This window comes from Mesorhizobium sp. M0217, from assembly GCF_040321955.1.
Classification (GTDB): Bacteria; Pseudomonadota; Alphaproteobacteria; order Rhizobiales; family Rhizobiaceae; genus Mesorhizobium.
Window position 1 is genome coordinate 284845 of the sequence record NZ_JAMYSN010000003.1, and the last position, 26456, is coordinate 311300.

Consider the following 26456-nt stretch of genomic DNA (forward strand, 5'->3'; position numbering starts at 1 on the left):
GGATCATGGGCCTGTGGCGCTGCCCGTCGCGGTGAATACGCCGATAGTGGCGACACAACGGTCGACTTCCCAGGGCCGTAGACAGGAAACGCCTTGACCCCGATCGTCGCCAATCAGGCGGATAGCCCCGGCATCGACAGCAGCTACGCCTGGATGCGGCTTGCCATCTCCATGCTGCTGGCGACGATCGGTGCGGTCGGCATGTGGGCCGTCGTCGTCGTGCTGCCGGCCGTGCAGGCCGAGTTCGGCGTTGACCGCGCCGCGGCATCGATGCCCTACACCGCAACCATGGTCGGCTTCGCCGCCGGCAATGTGCTGGTTGGCCGCGCGGTCGATCGCATGGGGTATTGGATCCCGGCACTGCTATCCTCGGTGGCTCTCGCCGCCGGCCTGCTGCTCGCCGCGCTGTCGACCTCTATCCTGCAATTCACCCTTGCCCAGGGCGTGTTGATTGGTGTCGGCACATCGGTGATCTTCGGGCCGCTGATCGCCGACATCTCGCACTGGTTCAACCATCGGCGCGGCGTCGCCGTCACGGCGGCGGCTGCTGGCAACTATCTCGCCGGAGCGCTCTGGCCAACCATCATGCCGACACTGATCAAGGCGGAAGGCTGGCGCTTCACCTATGCCGGCATCGGTGTCTTCTGCCTGGTCACCATGGTGCCACTGGTGCTGTTGTTGCGGCGCGCTGCTCCGACGGCGGCTGCCGCCGGTTCGCCCGGAAGCCGGCCAGTGCAGTCGATTTCGCTGTCGCCGGCGGCGTTACAGGTGCTGCTGATCGTTGCCGGTCTCGGCTGCTGCGTGGCGATGTCGATGCCGCAGGTGCACATCGTCGCCTATTGCATGGATCTTGGCTACGGCATTGCGCATGGCGCCGACATGCTGTCGATCATGATGGCGGCGGGCGTCGTCAGCCGGCTTGCCTCCGGCTTTGTCGCCGACCGCATCGGCGGCGTGAAAACCCTGCTTATCGGTTCCGTGCTGCAATGCCTGTCGCTTTTGTTTTACATCCCGTTCGACGGGCTTGCCTCGCTCTATGTCGTGTCGCTGGTGTTCGGCCTGTCGCAAGGCGGCATCGTGCCTTGCTATGCCATCATCGTGCGCGAATACCTGCCCGCCAGGGAGGCCGGCCAGCGTATCGGCATCGTCATGATGGCGACCATCTTCGGCATGGCGATCGGTGGCTGGATGTCGGGCTGGATCTACGACCTGACCGGCTCCTACGCCGCCGCGTTCCTCAACGGGATCGCGTGGAACTTGCTGAACATAGTGGCCATCGGGCTGCTGCTGTGGAAAGCAAAACGCAGTGCTGCCCTGATGGCTTAGGAAGGCAGGATTGCCCTGTTGCTTGACAAGGGCGATTGGCTGCGCGACGCCAGCAGGCGAGTGGGTGCGGCAGCAGCCGGTTGGCATGGTGGCGGTGGAAAAGCTGGACATGGTTTCGCAAGGGCGCAGCGGCCGGGGCCCGGCACGTGGAGGATGTCCATGACCAAGCCGCGCTCGCGTCGTGGGGGCGGCCGCCCGACCCTATCAGATGTGGCGCGCAAGGCCGGCGTCGGCGCCATCACCGTGTCGCGGGCGCTGCGCGAACCGGAACGCGTCAGCCAGGATCTGCGGCGCCAGATCCAGGCCGCCGTCGACGAACTCGGTTATGTCCCGGATCCCAATGCACGGGCGCTGGCCTCGGCGCGCGCCGATGTGTTCGGCGTACTGGTGCCGTCGCTGACCAACAACGTCTTCGCCGAAGTGGTGCGCGGCATCTATGACAGCCTGTCGGACGGCCCGTTCCGCGTCCAGCTCGGCAACACCCATTATTCCGGCCTCGAGGAGGAGCGCCTGCTGCAGGTGTTCGCACCGCAGCGCCCGGCGGCGCTGATCGTGGCCGGCATCGACCAGACGCCGACCTCGCGAAAGCTGCTGGAGAGCGCGGGCTGCCCGGTGGTGCAGGTGATGGAGACCGGGCCCGATCCGGTCGACATGCTGGTCGGCTTCTCGCATTTCGACGGCGGCCGCACCGCGACCGAGCATCTGATCGAGGCGGGCTACCGGCGGATCGGCTTCATCGGCGCACGCATGGACCCGCGCTCGCAGCGGCGGCTTGCCGGCTATCGCGCGGCAATGGAGAAGGCCGGCCTGTTCGACCCGCGGCTGGTCACCACCACGCCGCTACTGTCCAGCGTGACGCTCGGCCGCGAGCTGCTTCGCGATGCGCTGGCCAAGATGCCGGCGCTCGACGGCGTCTTCTGCAACAATGACGACATCGCGCTCGGCGTTTTGTTCGAATGCCATAGCGCCGCGCTCAACGTGCCGAAAACAATCGGCATTGTCGGCTTCAACGACCTCGAAATGATGCAGGCGGCGTTCCCGCCGCTCACCAGTATCCGCACCCCTCGCTATGAAATCGGCCGTCGGTCTGTCGCCATGGCGCTGGCGGCGATCGCAGGACGAAGGCCTGAGCAGCGGGTCGTCGATCTTGGTTTCGAACTCAAGCCCCGCGAGAGCACCGCACGCTGAACACGCTTTGGCCGGCCTCCGCAAATGGTGCTTTACACAACGTCATGGTAGCGCTACCATTTTCGTCAGGCAGACGTTTTGATGAGAGGCCCTGCCTGTTTATTATACATAAGCAACAGCTCATGCTTGTTTATTATGTATAATATGCTAGTTTCGTTTATCGCCTGTGAAGCGGCGAGGGGGAGGGGATCGGGCCGGCTTCGGGCCCTTGAGACGTGGCGCCGGCCAGGCTGGAGGGCCTTCGGCAGGCGTGGAAAACACACCACGACAAACAGCATCAAATTAACAAGCAGCAGCAAATAAAACTACAACTGGGAGGAATATCGATGATCAAGTCACTTGTTGGTGGCATCGTTGCCGCCACTGCATTCGTCATGCTGAGTTCGTCGGCCATGGCCGACCCGGAAGTTGTCAAGGGCCCGTCGGCTGAGCCGGATTGCTTTGCGCCCTGGGCGGCCGATACGCAGTTCTTCAAGTTCCCCAAGAAAGACGGCCCATACCGCATCGCGCTCGCCAATGGCTATATCGCCAACACCTGGCGCATCCAGATGGTGCAGACCGCCAAGGCCTATGCGGCCCAGCCGGAGGTCGCTGCGAAACTGAAGGAATTCAAGGTCGTCTCGACCGGCGAGGACGTGCCGGCTCAGATTTCGGCGATCAACAACTTCATCGATTCCGGCTATGACGCGATCGTCGTCAACGCCCAGAACCCGACCGCTTTCGGGCCGGTCATCAAGCGCGCCAAGGAAGCTGGCGTCATCCTCGTCGCCTTCGACAATATTCTCGATACCAAGGACGCCATCAACGTCAATGTCGACCAGAAGGGCCTTGGCGAATTGTGGGGCAAATGGCTGGTCGGCCATGTGCCGAATGGCGGCAAGGTGCTCGAAGTGCGCGGCGTTGCCGGGACTTCCGTCGACACCGACCGTCACAACGGAATCCATGAAGCGCTCGATGCCTCCGGCAAGAAATGGGAGGTCACCGAGGTGGTCGGCAAATGGGACGACGGCGTGGCACAGAAGGCTACGGCCGACGCCATTGCCACCAACGGTCCGTTCGACGGAATCACCGGGCAAGGCGGCGACACCGGCATCGTGCAGGCGATGATCGATGCCAAGCATGCTTTCGTGCCGTTCGGCGGGGAGACCGAGAACGGTTTCCGCAAGTTCTGCGCGGCACATGCCGGCGACGGGCTGAAATGCTCATCGGCCGGCACCGGTCCGGCGCAGGTCGCGGTCGCCATCAAGACGGCGATTGCCGCGCTCGAAGGCAACGTCGTTCCGCAAGCAGTGAAACTGCCACTGGCGATCGTCGAGGATCCGAACTTCAAGGCCGGTCAGGATTTCTTCCCCGACCAGTCCGACAATTTCTTCGTCGGCAATTCCTTCCCGACCTGCGGCATCAATTTCACCGCGCAGGAAATCATGGGCCAGACCAAAGCTGACCAATAGGGCTGACCAATAGGCGGCATATCCGGCGCCGCGGGATCTCCGCGGCGCCGGCCACTCGATATCCCTTGAAGTCAAACTGCCTCGGGAGGGCCGATGGACGGTGCGGTTCCGCTCTTCCGGATGGAAGGCATATCCAAGCGCTATGGTGGTGTGCGAGCGCTGGAAAAGGCCGAGCTTTCGGTCTCGTCCGGTAGCATCCACGCCATTCTCGGCGAAAACGGCGCCGGCAAATCGACGCTGATCAAGGTCATGGCGGGCGTCGTCGCGCCCGACGAAGGCCGCATGATGCTGAACGGCAGCGAGGTGACGTTCGCTTCGCCTGCTGCTGCAAACAAGTCCGGCATCGTCTGCATCTTCCAGGAGCTGTCGCTGGTTCCCGAACTCAGCGTTGCCGACAACATCGTCATCTCCGATCCGCCGAAGCGTTTCGGCATGATCGACCGCAAGGCGCAGCGCCGCATTGCCGAGGATGCGCTGGCACGCGCAGGTGCGGCCGACATCCATCCATTGGCGCTGGTCAAGGATCTTCCGCTTTCAAGAAGACAGATGGTCGAGATCGCCAAGGCATTGGCCAGGAAGCCGCGCATCCTGATCCTCGACGAGGCGACCTCGGCCCTGACCGCGACGGACGTCGCCAGGATATTCAGCGTGCTCAAGCGATTGCGCTCGGAAGGGCTGGCGCTGCTTTACATTTCGCACCGCATGAACGAGATCGCCGAGCTTGCCGACCACTGCACGGTGTTTCGCAACGGCCGCAATGTCGCCAGCTACAAGGCAGGCACAAAGAGCGACAACGAAGTCGTCGAACTGATGATCGGGCGCGAATACAGCCATATTTTCCCGCCGAAACCCGCGCGCACCGCAGCCGCCGCCGTTCCCGTGCTGGAGGCGCGCAAGCTGTCCTGGACGGACCGGCTGGACAATGTCTCGCTGACGGTCGGGGCAGGCGAGGTCGTCGGCCTTGGCGGCCTGGACGGCCAGGGCCAGCGCGAATTGCTGCTTGCCTTTTTCGGTGTGCTGCGCGGCCTCGGCGGCCAGATCCTTATCGACGGCAAGCCTGTTTCGATCGCCAGCCCCCAAGCGGCGCGCGACGACCGCATCGGCATGGCGCTGATCCCGGAGGACCGCAAGACCGAAGGCCTGATGCTGCCGATGACGGTGCGCGAGAACCTCTCCTTTGCCGCCCTAGACCGGCTGTCCAAGGCCGGCATCATCGACCGCGCCGCCGAACAGCGGCTGATCGACGACATGGTCGGGCTGCTGGCGATCAAGACGGCCGGCCTCGACATTCCGGTCGGTGCGCTGTCGGGGGGCAACCAGCAGAAGGTGGTCATCGCCAAATGGCTGATGCGCCAGCCGCGTATCATCCTGCTCAACGATCCGACGCGCGGCATCGACGTCGGCACCAAGCAGGAACTCTATCAACTGATGCGCAAGCTGGCGGATGCGGGGGCGGCGATCCTGTTCTATTCGACCGACTATGACGAACTGATCGGCTGCTGCGACCGCGTGCTGGTGCTCTATGACGGCGCGGTCAAGCGCGAGCTGGTCGGGGCCGAGATCACCGAGCGGGCGCTCATTGCAAGCGCACTCAACATTCACGGCGATGACGGCGGCGCGAGAGACGATGCCGGCGCAAGACAGGGAGCGGACGCGTGAAAGAGTGGCGCTACTGGCTGGCCGAGCAGCGCGGAACACTGATGGCACTCGGCATATTCATTGTCATGTTCGTCATCTACACCTCGAACCATCCGGCGGGCTTCACCGCCAATGTCGTGCAGACGGCGTCCAACAAGGGCGTGCTGCTCGCCTTCGTCGCCATGGCGCAGACACTGGTCGTGATCACCGCCGGCATCGACCTCTCCGTCGGCATGATCTTCACGCTGACCAATTGCCTCGCCTCCTGGCTGGTCATCGGCACCGGCCTCGAGACCGCTTTCGGCGTCATCGCCGTGCTCGGCACCGGGCTCCTGTGCGGAGCGATCAACGGCGCCATCGTCATCTACGGCCGCCTGCAGCCGATCGTCGCCACGATCGCCACGGGTGCGGTCTATTTCGGCATCGCGCTGCTGCTCAGGCCGTTTCCCGGCGGTTCGGTCAACGAAGGTCTCGCCGACGCGCTAACCGGACGCCTGTTGGGCGTGGTGCCGGCGAGCCTGGTCGTGCTGCTCGCCGTCGTGCTCGTGGTCTGGTTACCGTTCAGCCGCTCGGTGCTCGGGCGCGCGGCCTATGCGGCCGGATCCTCGGAGACGGCGGCCTACATGTCCGGTGTGCCGATAAGGCGCGGCAAGTTCGCTGCCTACGCGCTCGCAGGCCTGTTGGCCGCGATCGGCGGACTGTTCCTGACCTTCTTCACCTATACCGGCGATGCAGCCTATGCCAGCGGCAACGCCTATACGCTGTTTTCGATCGCCGCGGTGGTGCTGGGCGGCGTCTCGCTGTTCGGCGGGAAAGGCAGCGCCATCGGCGCCATCTTCGGCGCGCTGGCCTTCCGCACCATCGGTGACCTGTTGTTCGTGTTCGATTTCGACCCGCTATGGCAGCCGCTGTTCCAGGGCGTGATCCTGCTGGTCGCGGTCAGCCTTGGCGCGTTTGCGCTGTTTCGGGTCCGCAACCGGCTGGAGTGGTTCCTGTGAGCGAAACGACATTGGGCGGTATCGCCGGCCGCGTGCCGAAATTCATCCGCCGCGCCGATCCGGCGGTGCTGACGGCCTTCGCCTGCATCGTGCTGTTGCTGTTCCTAGGCAGCCTCTATTCCAGGAGCTTTCTGTCGCCTGAATATCTCTTGCAGCAGCTCAAGGTGGCCTCGTTCCTCGGCGTCATCGCCACAGGCATGATGCTGGTCATCCTGCTAGGCCAAATCGACCTGTCGGTGCCGTGGGCGGTGGCGGCGGGCGCGATGATGGCGTGTGCGGCTGCTGCCTATGGCCCGATCGGTGTGGCGCTGGCCATCCCGTTCGGCATCTTTTGCGGGGTGCTGATCGGCATCGTCAACGGCTTTGGCGTCGCCTATCTGCGCATACCCTCGATGATCATCACGCTCGCCACCAACGCTGTCGCGCAAGGGCTCATGGTCGTTTATACCGGCGGCTACTCGCCACAGGATTCGGCCACCGGCGCCATGCGCTATCTTGCGACAGGTTTTACCATTCCTGGCGTGCCTAACGCCGTCATCATCTGGGCGCTGATTGGCGCTGCGATGGTGTTCGTGCTGTCCCGCACCAGCTTCGGCCGCACCGTCTACGGCATCGGCAACCGCGAGCGTGCCGCCTATCTCTCCGGCATCGATACAAGGCGCGTGGTGATGATCGCCTTCGCTATCTCAGGCGGGCTGTCCGCCTTTGGCGGAGTGCTTCTCGCCGGCTATGCCTCCAAGGCGGCGCAATCGATGGGCGATGCCTATCTCCTGCCGTCGATCGCCGCCGTGGTTCTGGGCGGCACCTCGATCCTGGGTGGCCGCGGCTCCTATCTCGGCACCGTCGCCGGTGTCATCCTGATCACGCTCCTGCAGTCCATCCTTTCGGTCATGCAGATGCCGGAGGCGGGGCGGCAGATCGTCTATGGCCTGGTCATCGTTGCCATGCTCCTGCTCTACGGCCGCGCGCCGGCAAGCCGCTGACCGTGGACGAAAAGACCGCAAAGGCGCCAATGGGCGCTACCGGCTCAGTGCCTCGGGCCATTGTGGTGATGGGCGTCGCCGGCTGCGGAAAATCGGCTGTCGGCAAAGCATTGGCAGCAGAGGAAGGGGCCGTCTTTGTCGAAGGCGACAGGCTGCACCCACCCGAAAACGTCGCCCGCATGGCGAGCGGCGAGCCGCTCACAGATCAGCTGCGTGAGGGCTGGCTCGATGCCATCGGCGAGCGGATCGCCGACCTGACCGGCAGCGGCCAAAGCGTGGTTGCCGCCTGCTCGGCGCTGAAGCGCAGCTACCGCGATCGTCTGCGTGGCTTCCGCCGGGATATCGATTTCATCTATCTGAAGATCGATCCCGCAACCGCCAAGCAGCGTGTCGCCAACCGCAAGGGCCATTTCATGCCGGCAAGCCTGGTCGAAAGCCAGTTCGCCATCCTTGAGCCGCCTGGCGCCGACGAGCGGGCGCTGACGGCCGACGCCACACTTCCAGTGGCTGAGATCGTCACCGCCGTTGCCAGCCTGCTGGCCGGCGCAAAATCATGAACCACCCTCGTCGGGCAAGGCGGTTTCCGGCCGTTCGGTGAACCGGTCGGCGCCGGACCAGACCATCATTTGCTCGGGATAGAGTTTCAGCGCCTCCAGCAAGCGGTCGCGCTTGAGCAATATGTACTCGGCCTGCAGCGCCATGTTCTTGGCGCCGGCTCTGGCCGCGCGCTCGCCGGCCTCTGCCGGGGCCGGCACCAGTTCGGGACTTAGGACGGCGCGGTATTGGCGGAACGGATCGGTCTCGAAGGTCGACATGGAAAACAGCGCCGCCTTGCCTCTGGCAGCGAAATTCGTCGGCGCCGAAGCCAGGTGGGTCCAGCCGCTCTCGCCAAGGCCGACTTCGGTGAATGTCGAGCCGGCATGCACCGTGTTGGTCACCAACACCACGCCGTTGCTGCCAAGGATCTTCTGGATCCGGCCGGTGACCTGGTAGGCGTCGCTGCGGTCGAACACGATCCGGCTTTTCAGGAAACGGTTCTCGACCCGAACCATCGGCGGGTTCAGGAAGCGCAAGCCGAAGGTCGAATCGGATATGCCGTGAGCCCTGACGCTGAGCTGGTGTGTCTCGATGCCGGCTTCATGGAGAGCGCGTTTGCCGATGATGGTCTGGGTCGTGAACTGATCGCACCAGATGATAGCGCCGTGGCCGCGCTTCAGCGCCGCTTGCAGGCCTTCCAGGCCCTCCAGCCGGATATCAGGTGACCAGCGGCGGCCGATGAGATGCGCGGCAAGTAGCAAACGCCGGCGGTGGTTGGCGCAGAGCAAGGCCCTGAACTGCCTTTGCGCATCGATGCCATTGCCGAGCACGGCGCGCGTCGCGGCGGCGTAGCGCACGAAATCCTTGCGGATATGGCGCTTGAGGCGCAGCCCCGATACGCGGCTGCAGATCGCGGCCCACCAATTGACCGGTAGCAATGCCGCGACCCCGAGATAAAAGGCGGCCAGCAGCAGCTCGCGGAGATCCCTGTTGTTGAAGGTGCGCAACTTGCCGGCGCGGACCTGCTTGCGGCTGAAGAAGCGAACATTCTCGGCGCGTTCGGGCACCAGGATGTCGGCGATGATTTCCGTATGATAAATGACGGCGGAAGATGGTGTCCGGTCGGCTTTCCGGGATTTTCCCAACCACGGCAGCCTCATCCGATCGGTGTCCACCTGTTCTTGCGTGCGTCCGGAAATCGCTTTACTGCGTCTGCCACGGGCGCGCAATCGGCGCCGGCAAGGCCATGGTGAACGCCATTCAGGGTTCGAACTTGAAACAGGCCCTATCGGTAGCACTTCCCCAACTGGCGCCCTGGCGGCCGGCTGCGGTGGCGCTGATGGCGCCGGACCGGCCATCCCTGAGCTTTGCCGGCCTCGCCAATCTTGTCGACAAGCTCTGCGGCGATCTCGCCAGGCGTGGCGTTGCCCGCGGCACGGCCGTCGGCATCGTCTTGCCCAACGGCCCGGAAATGGCGACCTGTTTCCTGGCGGTCTCGGCGTTGGCGACGGCGGCGCCGCTCAATCCGGCTTACGGCGAAGACGAATTCCGCTTCTATCTCGGCGATCTCGATGTGAAGCTGCTGCTGTGCGGACAAGGCATGGGCGATGCCGCGCGCAACGCCGCAAAGGGGCTCGGCATTGCGGTGCTCGACGTCGTCGTGACTGACGGCGCCAAGGCCGGCGAGTTTCTGCTGGCGGGCGACGCCGAGGTGGAGGCTGCCAGCGAGGCTCGCCTCGACGATATGCAGTTCAACGGACCCGACAATTTCGCGCTTGTCCTGCACACATCGGGAACCACGGCGCGACCGAAGATCGTCGGCTTGCGGCAGCGCAATCTGCAGGCATCGATGGCCAACATCGCCAGCACCCTGGCGCTGTCGGCAAACGATATGTGTCTCAACGTGATGCCGCTGTTCCACATTCACGGGCTGATGGCGGCGCTCAGCGCACAGCTGGCAGTCGGCGGCGCTGTTGTCTGCACGCCGGGCTTCAACCCGCTCAAATTCTACGGCTGGCTGGGCGATTTCCGGCCGAGCTGGTACAGCGCGGTGCCGACCATGCATCAGGCGATCCTGGCGCGCGCCGCCCGCAATGGCGAAACCATCGCGGCTGCGCGGCTGCGCTTCATCCGCTCGTCTTCGGCAGCGCTTCCCGACACCGTGTTCCGCGACCTCGAGCGCGTCTTCGGCTGTCCGGTGGTCGAGGCCTATGGCATGACCGAGGCGGCGCACCAGATGACATCCAACGGCCTGCCGCCGGCACGCCGCAAGCCAGGCTCGGTCGGCCTGCCTGCGGGTCCGCAGGTGACGATCCTGGACGACAAGGGGACGATCCTGCCGGCGGGTGAAAAGGGCGAGATCGCGGTGCGCGGCGCCAACATCCATGATGGCTATCTCGACAATCCGGTGGCCAATGAAGCTGCCTTCAGCGATGGCTGGTTCCGCACCGGCGACCAGGGCCTCATCGACGAGGATGGCGATCTGAAGATCACCGGGCGGCTGAAGGAGATCATCAATCGCGGCGGCGAAAAGATCTCGCCGCTCGAGGTCGACAATGTGCTGCTCGATCATCCGCTGGTGGCGCAGGCGGTGACCTTCGCCGTGCCGCACGCCATGCTCGGCGAAGAGGTGGGTGCGGCCATCGTGCTGGCCGAGGGCGCCACCGCCGATGCCGAGCAGATACGCGATTTCGCGCGCAGCCGGATCGTCGAGTTCAAGGTGCCGCGCCACATCCTGTTTCTCCAGGAGATACCCAAGGGTCCCACCGGCAAAATCCAGCGCGTCGGCCTGGCCGGCAAGCTCGGCCTGGTCTGAGGACTCTCATTTCAGCATGATCTTGTCCGAAAACCGGTTCGCACTTTTCGGGACCATGCTCTAATTTAGATCTGCGATGTCAGCTCGACCGGAAAATCATCATTGTCGGCGTCGCGCATGGCGGCGAGGCTGCGATTGTCCAGCACTTCGGCGATCGCCTGGCGCACTTCCAGCATCATGTGCCGGACTTGGCAGGTCGCCTCGTCGCAATCCTCGCAGCGCTGGTATTGCGTGCGGCTGGCGCAGGGTATGGGAGCGAGCGGGCCGTCCAGCACGCGCACGACGTGGCCGATCTTGATTTCGGAAGCCGGCCGGGCGAGGCGATAACCGCCTTCCTTGCCCTTGCGACTGAGGACGAAACCGGCATTGCGCAGCTCGCCCAGAATGGCATCCAGGAATTTCTTCGGGATGTTGTTGGCGATCGCGATGTCGTTGACGAATGCAAGCTGGCCGACCGGCAGGCCGGAAAGATGCACGAGGGCCTTGAGGCCGTATTTGCCTTTTTTGGTAAGCATGCCCGCTTCAGTTCATGGAAACCCCAACCACCCGCATCTGGCGGTTGTTTGTGTGCAAATCATGACGTTTCGCCTGAACAACCCGGTTTCGCGTAGAACAAGCCGCCCGGTTGAGATGTTAGGCACAAAGGCGTTCATTCTTTGTAACGTTTTTCGCCGATCGCGACAGATTCCGCCTGAAGCCGTTTGTCGGCGCGCGAAAACGAAGAAGGCGGCAAAGCGCCGGCTTTCTTGTGAGGTGAGGTCGAACGCTGCTGATATCAGCGGCTGCCATAGGTCTGGTCGAGCAGACCGCCGGCGGCGAAGTGCTCCTTCTGTACCTTGTCCCAGCCGCCGAAGACGTCTTCCACAGTCAGCAGGCGGACATCGGGGAAGTCGGCCTTGTATTTTGCCGCGACTTCAGCGTTGCGGGCGCGCAGGCCATTTTCAGCCGCGATGGTCTGGCCCTCGGGCGTGTAGAGGAAATCGAGATAGGTCTTGGCGAGGTCACGGCTGCCGTGCTCGTCGGCGACCTTGTCGACGATCGCCACCGGGAATTCGGCGAGCAGGCTGACCGTTGGCGTGACCTGTTCGAACTTGTCGTTGCCATACTCCTTGCGGATACCGCGCGTTTCCGACTCGAAGGTGATCAGCACGTCGCCGATCTCGCGTTGCACGAAGGTGGTGGTGGCGGCGCGCCCGCCGGTGTCGAAGATCGGCACGTTGTTGAACAGCTTGGTGACGAACTCCTTCACCTTGGCGTCGTCGCCCTTGAAGGCTTCCTTGGCGTAGGCGGTTGCGGCCAGATAGGTGTAGCGCGCATTGCCCGAGGTCTTGGGGTTGGGGAAGATCACCTGCACGTCGTCGCGCACGAGGTCGTTCCAGTTCTTGATGTGCTTGGGGTTGCCCGCGCGGACGAGAAAGGATGGGAGCGAATAGAAGGGCGAGGCGTTGTCGGGGAAATCCTTCTGCCAGTCGGCGGAGACGAGGCCTTTCTTGACCAGAAAGTCGATGTCGGTGACCTGGTTGAAGGTGACGACATCGGCGCCGAGGCCTTCGGCAATGGCGCGCGCCTGCGCCGAGGTGCCGGCGTGCGACTGGTCGACGGTGACGCCCGGATGGCCGGCGACGAAAGCCTTGTTAACCTGCGCGAACAATTCGCGGCCGACATCATAGGAAGCGTTGAGCAATTTGTCGGCCGACCAGGCCTGCGAACAGGCGAGGATCAGGCCGGCGACAGTGGCGACGCTGAGGAAAAATCGCTTCATGAACACAGGCTCCGATGTGCAATGCGTTGCCAGAACATAGCCGGGCCGGAGGGTGTACTGCGAGGCACACGGGGCAGACGTATGGCGTTGCAGCGAAAAAGAAATCGCTGAAGCAGGTTATCGGCGAAATTTCATTCCAGCCGAAATGCCGATGCGTTGGGGTTTTCTGTGGTTTGCAATTCGAGGCCGAGTGGCATATACAAATGGCATATACAAGTGGAACAGACAGGGGAGGCTGCCATGCCGCAGCACCGTCACTCAATACCACCCCCCAGGGAGGCGAAGTTGTTTCGCAACAACCGCAGTCAGGCGGTTCGCATCCCTGTCGAATTCGAGCTGCCTGGCGAGAAGGTCCTGATCAGCCGCGATGGCGACCGGCTGATCATCGAGCCGGTCCGTCAACCAGGCCTCACCGCCTTGCTCACCCAATGGGCGAAAGAGCCGCCGCTTGGTCCTGAAGACGACTTTCCCGAGATCCATGATGCGCCCGTGGGGCCTGAGGATATCTTTTGATGCGGTTCATGCTGGACACCAACATTCTCAGCGACATGATCCGAAACCCTACCGGCAAGGCTGCCAGTGCGGCGGTTCGCGCGGGAGACGGTGCCCTGTGCACCAGCATCGTTGTCGCCTCGGAGCTGCGTTATGGCTGCGCCCGCAAGAGATCGGCCAAGCTGCTCGCCAAGGTCGAGCAATTGCTCGCCGAGGTTCCTGTGTTGCCGCTCGATGTGCCGATGGATAACGAATACGGAGCACTTCGTGCCGAGCTGGAGGCCAGAGGCCAGCCAATCGGCCACAATGATCTTTTCATTGCTGCCCATGCCTGTGTGTTGGGGACGACACTGGTGACGGCCAACACCGCTGAGCTCCGTCGGATCAAGGGCCTGACGGTCGAGAACTGGCTGGAGTAGCGCCGGATCGATGTCTATGCCGCCGGGAAAAGCTTCCAGCGCCTCGGCCTGAACGCCACCCGGCTCTTCTGCGCCGCAGGATGGTCCACAGGCAGTTCGATCTCGACGCGCTGGCGCTCGCCGCCGATTTCCAGTTCGACGCGTCTTGTGCCGGCGACGCGGCGGCTGGCGGCGACCGTGCCGGCGATGCAGCCGCTGCAGCCGTCGAGCAGTTCGATATCGTGCGGGCGGAAGTACAGCGTCGCATCGCCCTCGGGTGCGTGCGGCGCCGACACGCCGATCGGACGGTCGGCGAGCCAGATCTCGCCATTCTCAACCTTGACCGGCAGCATGCTCGATTCGCCGATGAAGGAGTAGACGAAGGGCGAGTTCGGCGTGTCGTAGATCTCGTCGGCGGAGCCGACCTGCTCGATGCGCCCCTGGCTCATCACCACGACGCGGTCGGCAAGCTCGAGCGCCTCTTCCTGGTCGTGGGTGACGAAGACGGTGGTGTGGCCGGTACGGTCATGGATCTCGCGCAGCCAGCGGCGCAGTTCCCGGCGCACCTGCGCATCGAGCGCGCCGAACGGCTCGTCGAGCAACAGCACCTTGGGCTCGATGGCCATGGCCCGGGCGAGCGCCACGCGCTGGCGCTGGCCACCCGAAAGTTGCGCCGGATAGCGCTTTTCCAGGCCGGAAAGCTGAACGAGATCGAGCAGTTCGGAGGCGCGTCGGCGGATTTCGGCCGCCGGTGGTCGCGACGGTCCATGCCGCACCTTGAGGCCGAAGCCGATATTGTCGGCGACCGTCATGTGCCGGAAGAGCGCATAGTGCTGGAAGACGAAGCCGACATTGCGCTCCTGGATCGAGCGGTGCGAGGCGTCCTCGTCGCCGAAGAAGATCTTTCCGCGCGTCGGCCGCTCCAGGCCGGCGATAAGCCTCAGCAGCGTCGTCTTGCCGGAGCCGGATGGCCCAAGCAGCGCGATCAGCTCACCCGATTTGATGTCAAGCGATACGTCATGGAGGGCCGGAAACCGGTCAAACTCCTTGCGTACGTTGGCAACGCGAACTTCCATCAAATGTCCCTTTTTAGTGGATGCATGTCGTTATCCCAAAACCGCTTCACACTTTTGGGCGACATGCATCTAATGTCCGCGCGTCGCGGCGATCTCGGCGCCGTAGCGCATCTCAAGAAGTGTTTTCAAGACCAGCGTGACCAGCGCCAGGCCGGCAAGCAGCGAAGCGACGGCAAAAGCGCCGACGGCGTTGTACTCGTTGTAGAGGATTTCGACATGCAACGGCATGGTGTTGGTCAGCCCGCGTATGTGGCCCGACACGACCGACACCGCGCCGAATTCGCCCATCGAGCGGGCGTTGCACAGAAGCACGCCGTAGAGCAATCCCCATTTGACGTTGGGCAGCGTCACGTACCAAAAGGTCTGCCAGCCATTGGCGCCCAGAGAGAGCGCGGCTTCCTCGTCGCCGTTGCCCTGTTCCTGCATCAGCGGGATCAGTTCGCGGGCAACGAAGGGGAAGGTAACGAAGATGGTCGCGAGCACGATGCCGGGCACGGCGAAAAGGATCTGGATGCCGTGCGCCTTCAGCCATTCACCGAACAGTCCCTGAGCGCCAAACAAAAGCACATAGACCAGGCCGGAAATGACCGGCGAGACCGAGAAGGGCAGGTCGATCAGCGTGGTTAGAAAAGCCTTGCCCTTGAACTCGAACTTGGCGATCGCCCAGGCAGCCGAAATGCCGAAGACGACGTTGAGCGGCACGGCGATCACCGCCACCAGCAGAGTCAGCCGGATCGCCGAGCGCGTATCGGGATTGGAGAGCGATTCCGTGTAGGCGCCAATGCCTTTCGCCAGCGCCTCGTGGAAGACGATGATCAGCGGCAGCAGCAGGAAGATGGCGAGGAAGGCGAAGGCCACCGCCATCAGCAGCAGCCGCACCGGCCGGCTTTCGGTCACCGCCGCCGACCGGCTCTCGTGATGCGGTTCGTAGGATTTGATCTCGGGGTCAGCCATAGCGCTTGCGACTCCATGACTGCGCCAGGTTGATGACCAGCAGCATCACGAACGACAGCAAAAGCATGATCGCCGCGATCGCGGTGGCCGCCGGATAATTGTACTCCTCGAGCCGGATGACGATCAGAAGCGGTGCGATCTCCGACTTGTAGGGAAGGTTGCCGGCGATGAAGATGACCGAGCCGTATTCGCCGACGCCGCGCGCGAAGGCGAGTGAGAAGCCGGTGATGATGGCCGGCGCCAGGCCGGGAAACAGGATGCGGGTGATGATCTGGAAGCGGTTGGCGCCGAGCGTCGCGGCGGCTTCCTCCACTTCCTTGTCGATCTCCTCCATGATCGGCTGCACCGTGCGCACGACAAACGGCAGGCCGATGAAGACAAGCGCCACGACAATGCCGAGCGGCGTGTAGGCGACCTTGATGCCGAGCGGCGCCAGGAGATGGCCGATCCAGCCATTAGGCGCATAAAGAGTGGTCAGCGCGATACCGGCCACTGCCGTCGGCAGCGCGAAGGGCAGGTCGACCATGGCGTCGACGACGCGGCGGCCGGGGAAGCGGTAGCGCACCAGCACCCAGGCGACGAGCGTGCCGAAGACGACGTTGACGGCGGCTGCGATGAAGGCTGTACCGAAGCTGATTTCGAGTGCGTTGATGGTCCGGCGGTCGGTGGCGATCGCCCAGAAATCGGTCCAGCCGAGGGCTGCCGAGCGCCAGATCAGGCCCGACAGGGGGATGAGGATGATGAGCGTGAGGTAGGCAAGCGAGAAGCCGAGCGTCAATCCGAAACCCGGAATGACACTCGGCTGTCTGAATCGCCACCCCGCCTTGGCGGGTGCTATGGTCATGTCGTCCTGATCTAAATCCTACTGGGCCGGCTTGTAGATCTGGTCGAATATACCACCATCGCCGAAATGATAAGGCTGTGCCTTCTTCCAGCCGCCAAAAAGCGGATCGTCGATGGAGATCAGCTTGATTTCGGGCGTCTTCGGAATGTCAGCCGCATCCACCAGCTCGGGCTTGGCCGGACGATAGTGGTTCTTGGCGATGATCGTCTGGGCTTCCTTGGAATAGAGCCAGCCGAGATAGGCTTCGGCGACCTTGCGGGTGCCCTTGGCATCGACATTGGCGTCGACGATCGCCACCGGCGGCTCGGCCAGGATCGAGGTCGGGGGATAGACGATCTCGAAATTGTCGGCTCCGAATTCATTGAGCGCCAGATAGGCGTCGTTTTCCCAGCCGATCAGCACGTCGCCGATGCCCTTTTGCGCGAAGGTGACCGTCGAGCCGCGCGCACCGGTGTCGAGCACCGGAGCATTGGCGTAGAGCTTGCCGACGAATTCCTTGTTCTTGGCCTCGTCGCCGCCATCATTGGCGTTGGCATAGGCCCAGGCGGCAAGGTAGTTCCAGCGGGCGCCACCCGACGTCTTCGGGTTCGGCGTGATCACCTGGACACCGTCCTTGACCAGATCGCTCCAGTCGTGGATGCCCTTCGGGTTGCCCTTGCGGACCAGGAAGATGATGGTCGAGGTGTAAGGCGCCGAATTGTTCTCGAACTTCTTGCGCCAGTCCGGGTTGATCTTCTTCGACTTGGTGACGATGGCGTTGATGTCGCCCTCGAGCGCCAGCGTCACCACATCGGCATCGAGGCCGTCGATCACGGCGCGGGCCTGGGCGCCGGAGCCGCCATGCGATTGCTGGATGGTGACCGTCTCGCCGGTCTCGGCCTTCCAGTGTGCGACGAAGGCTTCGTCATAGGCCTTGTAGAGTTCGCGTGTCGGGTCGTAGGACACGTTCAGAATGGTCGTATCGGCAAACGCGAAACCGAGCGTGCCGAACTGGATCGATGTGGCGACCAGTGCGCCGAGCAGTTTCTTGAAATGAGGTTTGGTCATTCCCGCCTCCGTTGATGACGGCTGAACTCTATCGAATTGATAGAAATTAGATGCATTCAACGTTGCCTTTTTCGTCCACTCGAAGGAAATTTTCGCCGATATTGGGCTTCGGAAGGAAATATTTTCCTCATATTGGTCTAACCCAAATCCGGCCGGTTTGACGCTATCTAGGAGCTGACACCGCAGAAGCAAGGCCGAATGAGGGAAGGCTCGGTGTAGCACCGGGCGGTTCAGCCCGCAGTGATGGGAAAATCGAAGCGCAGCTTTGGAAACGGCTCATCCCGAAGCGTGTAGTGCCACCACTCTCGCGCATAATTCTTGAAGCCGCCGGCGCGCATGGCGTCGAGCAGCCTTTTGCGGTTTGCCGCCGCTTCTGCCGCCAATGGGCGATGTGCGGTTTCGCTTGCCGGGTCGAAACAGTCGAAGCTGGTGCCGAAATCGAGCGTGCCGGCGCCGGCCGCGCCGCAAGCGGCGGATGACTTGTTCTTGCCGTCGCTGCGGGCGATGGCGACATCGACGGTCGAGCCGCGCGAATGGGTGGACAATTCGCCGATATAGCCCTTGGCGATGAGGTCGCCGCGCTGCAGCTGAGGGTACCATTGCGGATCGGGCGGGCCGCCCTCTCTGGTCCATTTGCCCATGTCGGCAACGGCGCGGGCCGGGCGGTAGCAGTCGAAGACGACCAGCGTCAGGCCATCGGCGGCGAGCGCTTTCTGCACACCGGACAGCGCATGCGCAGCTTGCTTCGTGAGGATGCAGATTGGGGCGTCGTAGCCATCGGCCTTGCGATGCAGGAAATTTTCCAGGCCGGCATAGCGGATGTCCTGGCGGATCGAGGGATCGACATCGGCCAGGCGGACGAAGCCGGCGGGCAGGGGATCGGCGTCGGCGGGGGAGCAAGTCGAAACGAACATGGATAGGGCTAAGGCCAATCCTCGATGCAAGCGCTTCGGCACACCCCCCTCTGGCCTGCCGGCCATCTCCCCCGCAAGGGGGGAGATCAGATGTCGCTGCGGCTTTCGCCATTTTTCAACGTTGCTGAATGAGCGTGGCGCCGAAGCTGCCAATCTCCCTCCTTGCGGGGGAGATGGCCGGCAGGCCAGAGGGGGGTGCCTCGCGCCGGGCCTCGGGCGAAGAAGCCCAATCCCCTGAATCGCTTGGCGCCATCTATTCAACGAACACCTTCACGCTTGCCGCGCGTCCCACGGCGTCGATGACGGTGAGCGTCGAATAGCCGGCGCCGTCGGGCAGCCAGGTCGCGGTGCGGCGGCGGTCGATGCCGACGAGCGGCTTGCCGTTGGCCAGCCAGCGGAACGGCGCGCGGCCGCCTTGCAGTTTCAGCACCAGCGGCGAGGCCTCGGCGGAATTGGTGGCGAGATCGACGCGGGCGCCGTTGGGCGGGAAAATGATCGTTGGCGCCGGTTCCGTCGGGCCTGCCTGCACCAGTCCGTCGGCGCCGGCGCCGAAGCGCGCCAATGTCACCGGCAGGTCTTCGCGCCTGGCCTTGACGACGCCGGCCGGCTGGCTGGGCAACGGGACGGCGGTGAGGCCTGAACGGACGAAGCCCTCGAACAGGATGGGGGCGGCCGAGACATAGCCGGACAGGCCGGGCACCGCACCGGCATCGGCGCGGCCGACCCAGACGCCCAGCACGTAGCGGCCGTCGAAGCCGACCGACCAGGCATCGCGATAGCCGTAGGACGTGCCGGTCTTGTAGGCGATGCCGCGCTGCAAGGCGCCCTCGGGCGGCTTCACGCCCGACAATATGTCGGTGATCTGCCAGTTCGCCTGGGCGTCGAGGATGGTGGCGGTGGTGCGCTCGGCATTGGCCGGCTCGGTGCCGTCATGCAGCGTGTTTGCCTTGCCGCCATTGGCGAGGCCGGTATAGAGCTGGACGAGATCGCGCAGCGTTACGCCGACGCCTCCGAGGCCGATGGCGAGGCCCGGCGCCTCGTTGACCGGTAGCACCGGGCTGACGCCGGCCTGGCGGAAGCGCGCCATCAGCCGTGCCGGGCCGACCGAGTCGAGCACGCGGATCGCCGGAACGTTGAGCGACAGCTGCAGCGCCTGGCGGATCGAGACATCCCCCTGATAGCCCATGTCGAAATTCTTTGGCCGGTAGCCGCCGAAATCGACCGGACTGTCCTCGATCAGCATTTCCTGCGCCACCAGCCCTTGCTCGAAGGCGAGGCCATAGATGAACGGCTTCAGCGTCGAACCGGGCGAACGCACGATCCTGGTCATGTCGATCCAGCCGGAGCGGCTGGCATCGAAGAAATCGGCCGAGCCGACTTCGCCAAGAATGTCGCCGGTGCGTGCGTCCGCCATCACCATGGCGACTGACAGGCGCGGGCCAAGCTTGATCGCGGCATCGCGCGCCACCTGTTCCAGCCCTTGCTGGACGCTTTTGCGGATCGTAAGCTGCAGTGGCTTGCCGGGCACGGCCTTGGGCAGCATGGCGTAGGCGGCGTGCGGCGCCAGCGCCGGCAATTTGCGGCGCAGGCCCGAGACATCGTCGAGGGCGGCGCGCGCGGCCTCGCGCTCGCCAAGCAGGCCTGCCGAAACCATGCGGGTCAGCACGCGGTCGCGGGCGGCATGAGCGATGGTGAGATTGCGGTCGGGACGGCGCTTTTCCGGCAATTGCGGCAAGGCGACGAGCAGTGCTGCTTCCGAGACCGTCAGCCGCTTCGGCTCTTTGCCGAAATAGGCGAGCGAGGCGGCGCGCACACCTTCAAGATTGCCGCCATAGGGCGCCAAGGTCAGGTAGCGTTCGAGGATCTCCTGCTTGGACAGCCGCCGCTCGATCTGGATGGCACGCAGCATCTGCTTGATCTTCGAGCCGAGGCTGCGGTTTTCGCGTGGCTCGATCAGCCGGGCAAGCTGCATCGACAGGGTCGAGCCGCCGGAGACGATACGGCCGCTGGTGGCGAACTGGCCGGCGGCGCGCGCCAGCGCCAGCACATCGACGCCATCATGGTCCCAGAAGCGCTTGTCTTCATAGGTGACCAGCATGTTGACGAACTGCTTGTCGACCTGGTCGAGATGAGTGTCGAGCCGCCAGTAACCGTCCGGCGTGGCGAAGGCGCGCAACAGCTGGCCGTCGCGGTCCTGGACCTCGGTGGAGACGGTGAGCCTTCCGGGCAGCGGCGGCGGAAAAGCGCGGTCGAGTTCCCAGAGAGAAGCGGCAGCGATCGCCGCAAAGCCGACGAGGGAGGCGGCGGCGATGCCTGTTCGACGGAGAAATTTTCTGGAGAGCATGGTGGTGCCCTTCATCCGCCTGCCGGCTCCTTCTCTCCGCATAGCGGGGAGAAGGAGATGGTCGCGGACATCGGCGTGTTCATCTTCGTCAAGGCGCCTTACGGCGCCCTGATCTCCATCATACCGGTGGCGGTGCGGGCCGAATATTGCGGCCGGTACATGTCCTCCACCGTGGCCGCCGGATGGGCGTAGGTGCCCGGCGTCACCGCACGCACGACATAGGCCAGCATGATGTTGCGGTCGCCATCGCCGTCATTGGGATTGAATGCCGCGACGAAACGGTCGTCGCGGAATTCGAGATGGGCGGCGTCGGTTTGCGCCAGCCAGGTGAAGTTCGACAGCTGGGCGCTGGAAACAAGGCCCGGATTGTCGATCTCGAAGCCGGCCGGCAACAGGTCGGTGATCAGCAGGCGCGAAGGCCAGCGGTTCTGCTCGTAAACCTTGAGCACGACCACGTAGCGTTCGTTCTGCGTCGCCTCGGTGACGTTGGCTTCGGTGCCATCGAGCTTGTAGTAGGTGCGGTCGATGGTGAAGCCGTCGCCGCCGGCCGGCAAGGGCTCTACCGGCGAGGCGACCGTGGTGACGACCGCCTGCAGCGGCGTGGCGCCGGTGTTGGCGATGGTCAGCGGGCTGTCGGCAATGTCGGTGCCGCTGAGGTGGTTGGAATATCCACCTGCATGCGGCGCGCCGTTGACCGACAGCGTGATAGAGTCGTTGCCCGACTTCAGCGCGCGGGCCGCCAGAAGCATCCAGGACTCGTCCTGCGTGCTGGTCCAGCGGGCATCGGCGCGTTCCCTTGCCACCAGCCGGATCAGCTCCGGCACGATGGTCGGCACCGGCTTCGATTCGGCGGCGAGCGCCAGGATCGCGGCGCCATCACGCAGCCGCGAGCCATAGTCGGACCGGTAGTAGTCGTATTCGGTGGTCGACTTGGCCAGCTGCAGCGCCGTCTGGAAGGTTGCTTCCGAACGCTGCGCGTCGCCGTAGAGCGCCAGGCTCGCCGCCAACTGGGCGACGGCCATCGGGCTCGAGAAGGCTTCGAGCTTGGTGTCGGCGTAGTAGCGCAGATCGCCGACCGAGGCCTTCTTGTTGCGGGCCAGAACATAGAGCGCGTAGGCGATTTCGCTGCCGCGATCCTGGACGTCCTGGTCGTAACCGACCGAGTTTTGCAGATTGCTCAGCGCCTGGCTCATCGCCAGCGCCGGCACGTCGTAGTTCTGCTCGCGCGCCCGGGTCAGGAAGTCGGTGACGTAAGAGTCAAGCCACAGATCGCCGGAGCCCGGACCCCACAGGCCGAAGCTGCCGGCCGAAGCCTGGTAGCTCAGCACCTTGTAGATGGCGGCCTGCACGCGGCCGTGCAGTTCGGGATCGCTTTGCATGCCAACGCCGGACGCCAGATCGTTGACGTAGAGAAGCGGCATGGCGCGGCTGGTGGTCTGCTCGGCGCAACCATAGGGGTAGCGGTCGAGCGTCATCAGCAGCGACGGCACGTCGAAGGCGGCAGCCTGCGAAACGCCGACACTGATCGAGGCGCCGTCGAGCAGGCTTGCCGCGAGCAGCTCCTTGTCGACGCGCAGCGAGCCGCCATTGCCCTTGAGGTCGACGACCAGACGGGTGGTGACCGGCAATTGCGCCGGACGCACCGGAACATACAGCGTCTGCTCGACGGCGGTGCCGTCGCCATGGGCGAGCTTGATGGTGATCGAGGCATTGCCCGCCGTCTGTGCAATCAGCGGCACGGTCAGCGTCTGGCGCTTGCCCTTGGCCAGCGTCAGCTTTTCGGGCAAGGGCTTGTCGCCGGTCGAGAGGTCGCCGGTCGTGGCGATCGACAGGGCATAGTCGCCCTCCGGACCGTCGGTGTCGGCGACGTCGAGCCGCATGATAGCTGCATCTCCAGGCGCCAGGAAGCGGGGCAGGCCGGCAGTGATCACCACCGGATCGCGCACGATGACATCGGTCGTGGCATGGCCGACGGCCTCCTTGGTCCAGGCGACGGCCATGACGCGCACGGTGCCGTTGAACTGCGGGATGTCGAAGTCGATCCTTGCCTTGCCGTCGGCGTCGAGCTGGACCGGGCCGGAGAAGAAGGCGACCAGCTTTTCGGTCGGCGGACTGCCTTGCGGCTGCATCGAGGCACCGTCGCCGCCGGTCCTGAGCTTGCCGGTGGTGCCGAGCGAGCCGTCGATGAGACGGCCATAGATGTCGCGGACTTCGAGCCCGAGCATGCGCTGGCCGAAATACCAGCCCTCCGGATCCGGCGCCTTGTAGTTGGTGAGGTTCAAAATGCCGACATCGACGGCAGCGACCGTGACATAGGCATTGCTGCCCGGCGCTACGCCGGCGACCGAAACCGGGATCGACAGCTGCTGGCGCGGCATCGTCTTGTCCGGCGGCGTCAGGGTGACGGCGAGCTTTTTCGAGCCTGGGTCGACCGTCAGCCATTTTACGCCGATGGCGCGCGCCGGCATGCGGGTTTCCTGCGCATCGCCGGGCCGGAACAGGGTTGCGGTGATGTAGGCGCCGGCGCCCCAGTCGTCACCGACCGGGATGTCGACCGTGCTGCCGCCGGCCGGCACGGTTGCCGTGACGGTCTTGAGCAGCTTGTCGGCGCCGATGGTGACCAGCAGTTCGCCGGCAAAATGCGGCGACACTTTCAGCTTGGCCACGTCGCCGACGGCATAGCTGTCCTTGTCGAGAGCGATCTCGAGCCCGTCAGGCGTTTCGGTGGAGGTCGAGGAGACATACCAGCCGGCGTCGAACTCATAGCTGGTCGCCGGGCCCTCGGGATCGGCAGTCTCGATCTCGAGCCGGTACTGGCCCCAGTCGACCGGCATCGTCACGGTCGCCTCGGCATCGGCGCTGAGATCGACCTGGCCGTTGGCGATCGATTTGGTGAAGGTGACCGGTTCGTAGTTCCACGAGTTGTTGTTGCGATACCACTGGTAATTGCGTTCGACCTTGACCAGCGACCACTGCGCGCCCTTCAGCGTCTCGCGCTTGCCGTCGGGATCGACCGCGATGAGGCTGAATTTGGCGGTGCCGCCCTGCGGCACCTCATTGTCGGCGAAATCCGGACGAATGCCGATCATGTGGCCTTGCGGGCGGATGCCGATGTTGAGCGAGCGCTCGATGGCGCGGCCGCCGGTTTCGCGCATGCGAACCGTGACCTTGGCGTCGACCAGCTTGGTGGTCGCGGGCAATTGGTCGACCGTGACCGGGAAGGTCGCCTTGCCGTCGTCGCCGACCACCGGCAGACCGGTGAACGGGGTCACCGAAGGCTCGGCCGACTGCTCGTCGGCAAGGCCGAACGAATAGCCGGCGAAACGGTCCCAGTCGCGCGCCGTCGACAGCGTCAGCTCGCCTTCGAGCGCGAGGCCGGCGGCCGGCGCGCCATAGAGGAAGCGGCCGTCAATGTCGATGGTGGCGGTTTCGCCCTGTGCGATCTCCTGCTTGTCGGACTTCATGTCGAACTCGATGCGATCCGGCACGAAGTCTTCGACCAGGAACATCTGGCTGGAAACGGCCGCCTGCTTGGGATCGGTATAGATCGACACCGTCCAGGTGCCGCGCATGGCGTTGGCTTCCAGCGGCAGGTCGACGGCATAGCCGCCGGCCGAGACGCCATCGGCAACGATGCGGCGGTTCTCGACGCCGTCGGGACGGGTGAAGATGAAGGTCAGCGGCAGGTTTTCCACCGCTTTGGAGGCGCCGTCGCGGGCAAGGGCTGCGACATGCACATCCTCGCCGGCGCGGTAGATGCCGCGTTCGGTCCAGGCATAGACATCGAGCGCGCCCGGTGCGGCGCGTCCGGCGACGCCGCGATCGGACAGATCGAAGCCGGCGCGGCCCATGTCGAGGAAGACGAAATCGTTGTCGCCCTGCTTGGCCATCAGAACGGCCGGCACCATGCCGCCGTCGCCGCGCGTCAGGCCGGGGTTGAAGACAGCATGGCCTTCGGCGTCCGACGTGGCTGTGCCGAGGATTTCATTGTTCCTGGCCAGCAGCGTCAGTTCGGCGCCGGCGATCGGCTTGGCGGTTCCGAGCGAGCGGGCAAAGACATTGAGGCCATCCTGGCCGGTATAGGTCGACAGGCCGATGTCCGAGACGACGAACCACTGCGTGGCAAGCGAATTGTAATTGTCCTCGTCATTTTCATTTACCGCTTGCGCGGTCAGCACGTAGACGCCGGGCTTGCGCTGCGGCAAGGCTTCGTCGACCGGGAACGAAGTCGTGACGTCCTTGTTGAGGTCGTTGGCGATATCGAGCTGCCCCTGCCAGACCGGCTCACCCATCTGGTCGGAAATGCTGGAGATATCATAGCCGTCGAGCTGCTTTAGGAACTGATAGCCGGACAGAAGCTGCGCCAGCGAACGATCGCCGATGCGGTAGAGCTTCATCTGCGCGGCATTCATGTTGACGGTGACGACCGGGATGCCGCGGCGGGCGCCGGCGGGCAGCACGAAGCTGTCGCCGGTGAAGCGGGCGGACGGCGCGCGGTCCTGCACATAGATCGACAGCACGACCGGAGCGGCGGTGACCTCGCCAATGGCGGCCGGCAGGCCGGCGCGGAAGGTCACTTCGTAATGTTGGCCGTGCTCCAGGCCTTCGACGCAGATCTGCTTGTCCTTTGCCTCGACGCCCTTGGGCGGCTGGTTGTCGACGGTGACGAACTGGGCGTAGTCAACGCCGGTCTTGACCAGCTCCTCGGAAAACTGCGCGCAAATGCGCGGCGCGCTGGTGTCGGCGTCGATCGAGTGATCGATGACGCGGAAGCCCTTGCGGGCCTTGAGATCCTCATATTCGGCCTTGACCGCCGGCGAACTGACCAGCGCGAGGCTGGCTTCATAAGCCTGCAGGGCTGGACGGTAGAGATCGCGGCGGTCGAGGCCGTTGCCGAGCAGCGCCAGCACTTCGGCGCGGGTCTTGGTGGTGCGCAGCAACTTGTAGGCGTTGATGGCGGCGGAGGTGCCTTTGACCGGCAGATTGTAGGATTCGGAGGTGCCGCTGGCCGGCTGTATGGCAAGCGTTTCACGCGCCAGACCGAGCCAAAGCTGACCGTCGTCAGGCAGGACCGAGACCGCGGCCTCGTATTTGTTCATGGCCTGCCCATGGTCGCCGGTCAGTGCAGCCTGTTCGGCGGCGGCGCGGAGTGATTCCAGCCCGTCGGTCGGCTTGTCATAGGCCGGATCGGTCAGCTTGTTGCGGTATTGCTGGGCCTGGTCGGCCATCCAGTTGGGGAAGAAGGCGAGTTCCGGCGGGGCGCCGATATCGGGGTCGCCATCGACATTGACGACCTTGCCCGCGACCGCGCCGCTGAAGGGTTTCAACTGGTTATAGTCGGACTTTAGGAAGCACCATTTGGCCTTGTTGTTGTAAGTAAAGGCGCGGCAGGCGGGGTCGCCGAGGCATGTCGTCTTGCACTGATCGAGGCTGACATTCTGGTCCGATCTGAGATCGAAGCCGAAATAGTCGGAATTATTTGAGGTCACCACCCGGCGGGCTTCGGCCGCTTGCGCTACAGACCCCCAGGCGAAAATGAGAAGAATCAAGATCGACAGACCACGAGCCGCCGCGCGCATCGCCATAACACCCTCCAAACACTGCTACGTCCGCGGCATGTTCAAGCTTCAGTCAAGCTTGTCAACACGAGGACGGGCAGGTTTCCGCCCGCCAACGGTTCCCAAACCGG

20 protein-coding genes are annotated in these 26456 nt (G+C 64.1%); 10 read left to right on the forward strand and 10 right to left on the reverse strand.

Annotated features, from left to right (window positions below):
- Positions 1-153: 153 nt before the first annotated feature.
- The 7 genes from NKJ18_RS08380 (at position 154) to NKJ18_RS08410 (ending at position 8141) form a co-directional block, all read left to right on the forward strand.
- Positions 154-1326 (forward strand): MFS transporter, encoded by a 1173-nt coding sequence (locus NKJ18_RS08380; protein WP_050591957.1) that lies wholly within the window; start codon positions 154-156, stop codon positions 1324-1326.
- Positions 1327-1485: 159 nt separating this feature from the next.
- A complete protein-coding gene (gene gntR / locus NKJ18_RS08385) occupies positions 1486-2514 on the forward strand; it encodes an HTH-type transcriptional regulator GntR (RefSeq protein WP_023682222.1) in 1029 nt (342 codons plus the stop codon).
- A 326-nt stretch (positions 2515-2840) separates the two neighbouring features.
- The gene (locus NKJ18_RS08390) at positions 2841-3965 is read left to right on the forward strand and encodes a sugar ABC transporter substrate-binding protein (protein WP_023705611.1); all 1125 of its coding nucleotides are present in this window, start codon (positions 2841-2843) and stop codon (positions 3963-3965) included.
- A gap of 93 nt (positions 3966-4058) precedes the next feature.
- The gene (locus tag NKJ18_RS08395; protein WP_023753570.1) at positions 4059-5624 is read left to right on the forward strand and encodes a sugar ABC transporter ATP-binding protein; all 1566 of its coding nucleotides are present in this window, start codon (positions 4059-4061) and stop codon (positions 5622-5624) included.
- Complete coding sequence (locus NKJ18_RS08400; RefSeq protein WP_352758078.1) at positions 5621-6601, forward strand: ABC transporter permease; 981 nt, start codon at positions 5621-5623, stop codon at positions 6599-6601. The genes NKJ18_RS08395 and NKJ18_RS08400 overlap by 4 nt, the downstream gene beginning before the upstream one ends.
- Entirely contained in the window at positions 6598-7584 is a 987-nt protein-coding gene (locus NKJ18_RS08405; RefSeq protein ID WP_023696194.1) for an ABC transporter permease, read from the forward strand. Before NKJ18_RS08400 ends, NKJ18_RS08405 begins: the two co-directional genes overlap by 4 nt.
- A gap of 2 nt (positions 7585-7586) precedes the next feature.
- Complete coding sequence (locus NKJ18_RS08410; protein ID WP_023673072.1) at positions 7587-8141, forward strand: gluconokinase; 555 nt, start codon at positions 7587-7589, stop codon at positions 8139-8141.
- Here NKJ18_RS08410 and NKJ18_RS08415 read toward each other — a convergent pair.
- Positions 8136-9281, reverse strand: coding sequence for a hypothetical protein (locus NKJ18_RS08415; protein WP_023696192.1), 1146 nt, complete (start codon positions 9279-9281; stop codon positions 8136-8138). The genes NKJ18_RS08410 and NKJ18_RS08415 overlap by 6 nt on opposite strands.
- A gap of 113 nt (positions 9282-9394) precedes the next feature.
- Here NKJ18_RS08415 and NKJ18_RS08420 point away from each other — a divergent pair, with 113 nt between their 5' ends.
- The gene (locus NKJ18_RS08420; protein ID WP_502906156.1) at positions 9395-10936 is read left to right on the forward strand and encodes an acyl--CoA ligase; all 1542 of its coding nucleotides are present in this window, start codon (positions 9395-9397) and stop codon (positions 10934-10936) included.
- Between the two features lie 65 nt (positions 10937-11001).
- Here NKJ18_RS08420 and NKJ18_RS08425 read toward each other — a convergent pair whose 3' ends face one another.
- Positions 11002-11451, reverse strand: coding sequence for an RrF2 family transcriptional regulator (locus tag NKJ18_RS08425; protein WP_023673075.1), 450 nt, complete (start codon positions 11449-11451; stop codon positions 11002-11004).
- Between the two features lie 260 nt (positions 11452-11711).
- On the reverse strand, positions 11712-12698 hold the full coding sequence (locus NKJ18_RS08430; protein WP_352758080.1) for a sulfate ABC transporter substrate-binding protein: 987 nt from the start codon (positions 12696-12698) through the stop codon (positions 11712-11714).
- Between the two features lie 240 nt (positions 12699-12938).
- Here NKJ18_RS08430 and NKJ18_RS08435 point away from each other — a divergent pair, with 240 nt between their 5' ends.
- On the forward strand, positions 12939-13211 hold the full coding sequence (locus tag NKJ18_RS08435; RefSeq protein ID WP_023682213.1) for an AbrB/MazE/SpoVT family DNA-binding domain-containing protein: 273 nt from the start codon (positions 12939-12941) through the stop codon (positions 13209-13211).
- On the forward strand, positions 13211-13609 hold the full coding sequence (locus NKJ18_RS08440) for a type II toxin-antitoxin system VapC family toxin (protein WP_352758081.1): 399 nt from the start codon (positions 13211-13213) through the stop codon (positions 13607-13609). The genes NKJ18_RS08435 and NKJ18_RS08440 overlap by 1 nt, the downstream gene beginning before the upstream one ends.
- Before the next feature lie 14 nt (positions 13610-13623).
- On the opposite strand, the gene NKJ18_RS08445 is transcribed toward NKJ18_RS08440, so the two are convergent.
- The 7 genes from NKJ18_RS08445 to NKJ18_RS08475 form a co-directional block, all read right to left on the reverse strand.
- Positions 13624-14664 (reverse strand): sulfate/molybdate ABC transporter ATP-binding protein, encoded by a 1041-nt coding sequence (locus tag NKJ18_RS08445; RefSeq protein WP_023673079.1) that lies wholly within the window; start codon positions 14662-14664, stop codon positions 13624-13626.
- Between the two features lie 69 nt (positions 14665-14733).
- Positions 14734-15618 (reverse strand): sulfate ABC transporter permease subunit CysW, encoded by an 885-nt coding sequence (cysW, locus tag NKJ18_RS08450; RefSeq protein ID WP_023690809.1) that lies wholly within the window; start codon positions 15616-15618, stop codon positions 14734-14736.
- A complete protein-coding gene (cysT, locus tag NKJ18_RS08455) occupies positions 15611-16462 on the reverse strand; it encodes a sulfate ABC transporter permease subunit CysT (protein WP_023687973.1) in 852 nt (283 codons plus the stop codon). Before cysT ends, cysW begins: the two co-directional genes overlap by 8 nt.
- Before the next feature lie 18 nt (positions 16463-16480).
- Complete coding sequence (locus NKJ18_RS08460) at positions 16481-17509, reverse strand: sulfate ABC transporter substrate-binding protein (RefSeq protein ID WP_023673082.1); 1029 nt, start codon at positions 17507-17509, stop codon at positions 16481-16483.
- A 230-nt stretch (positions 17510-17739) separates the two neighbouring features.
- Complete coding sequence (locus tag NKJ18_RS08465) at positions 17740-18423, reverse strand: M15 family metallopeptidase (protein ID WP_352758082.1); 684 nt, start codon at positions 18421-18423, stop codon at positions 17740-17742.
- A 253-nt stretch (positions 18424-18676) separates the two neighbouring features.
- Positions 18677-20782, reverse strand: a complete 2106-nt coding sequence (gene pbpC / locus NKJ18_RS08470) for a penicillin-binding protein 1C (protein WP_352758083.1) — start codon at positions 20780-20782, stop codon at positions 18677-18679.
- A gap of 83 nt (positions 20783-20865) precedes the next feature.
- Positions 20866-26352, reverse strand: coding sequence for an alpha-2-macroglobulin family protein (locus tag NKJ18_RS08475; protein WP_352758084.1), 5487 nt, complete (start codon positions 26350-26352; stop codon positions 20866-20868).
- Positions 26353-26456: the final 104 nt, after the last annotated feature.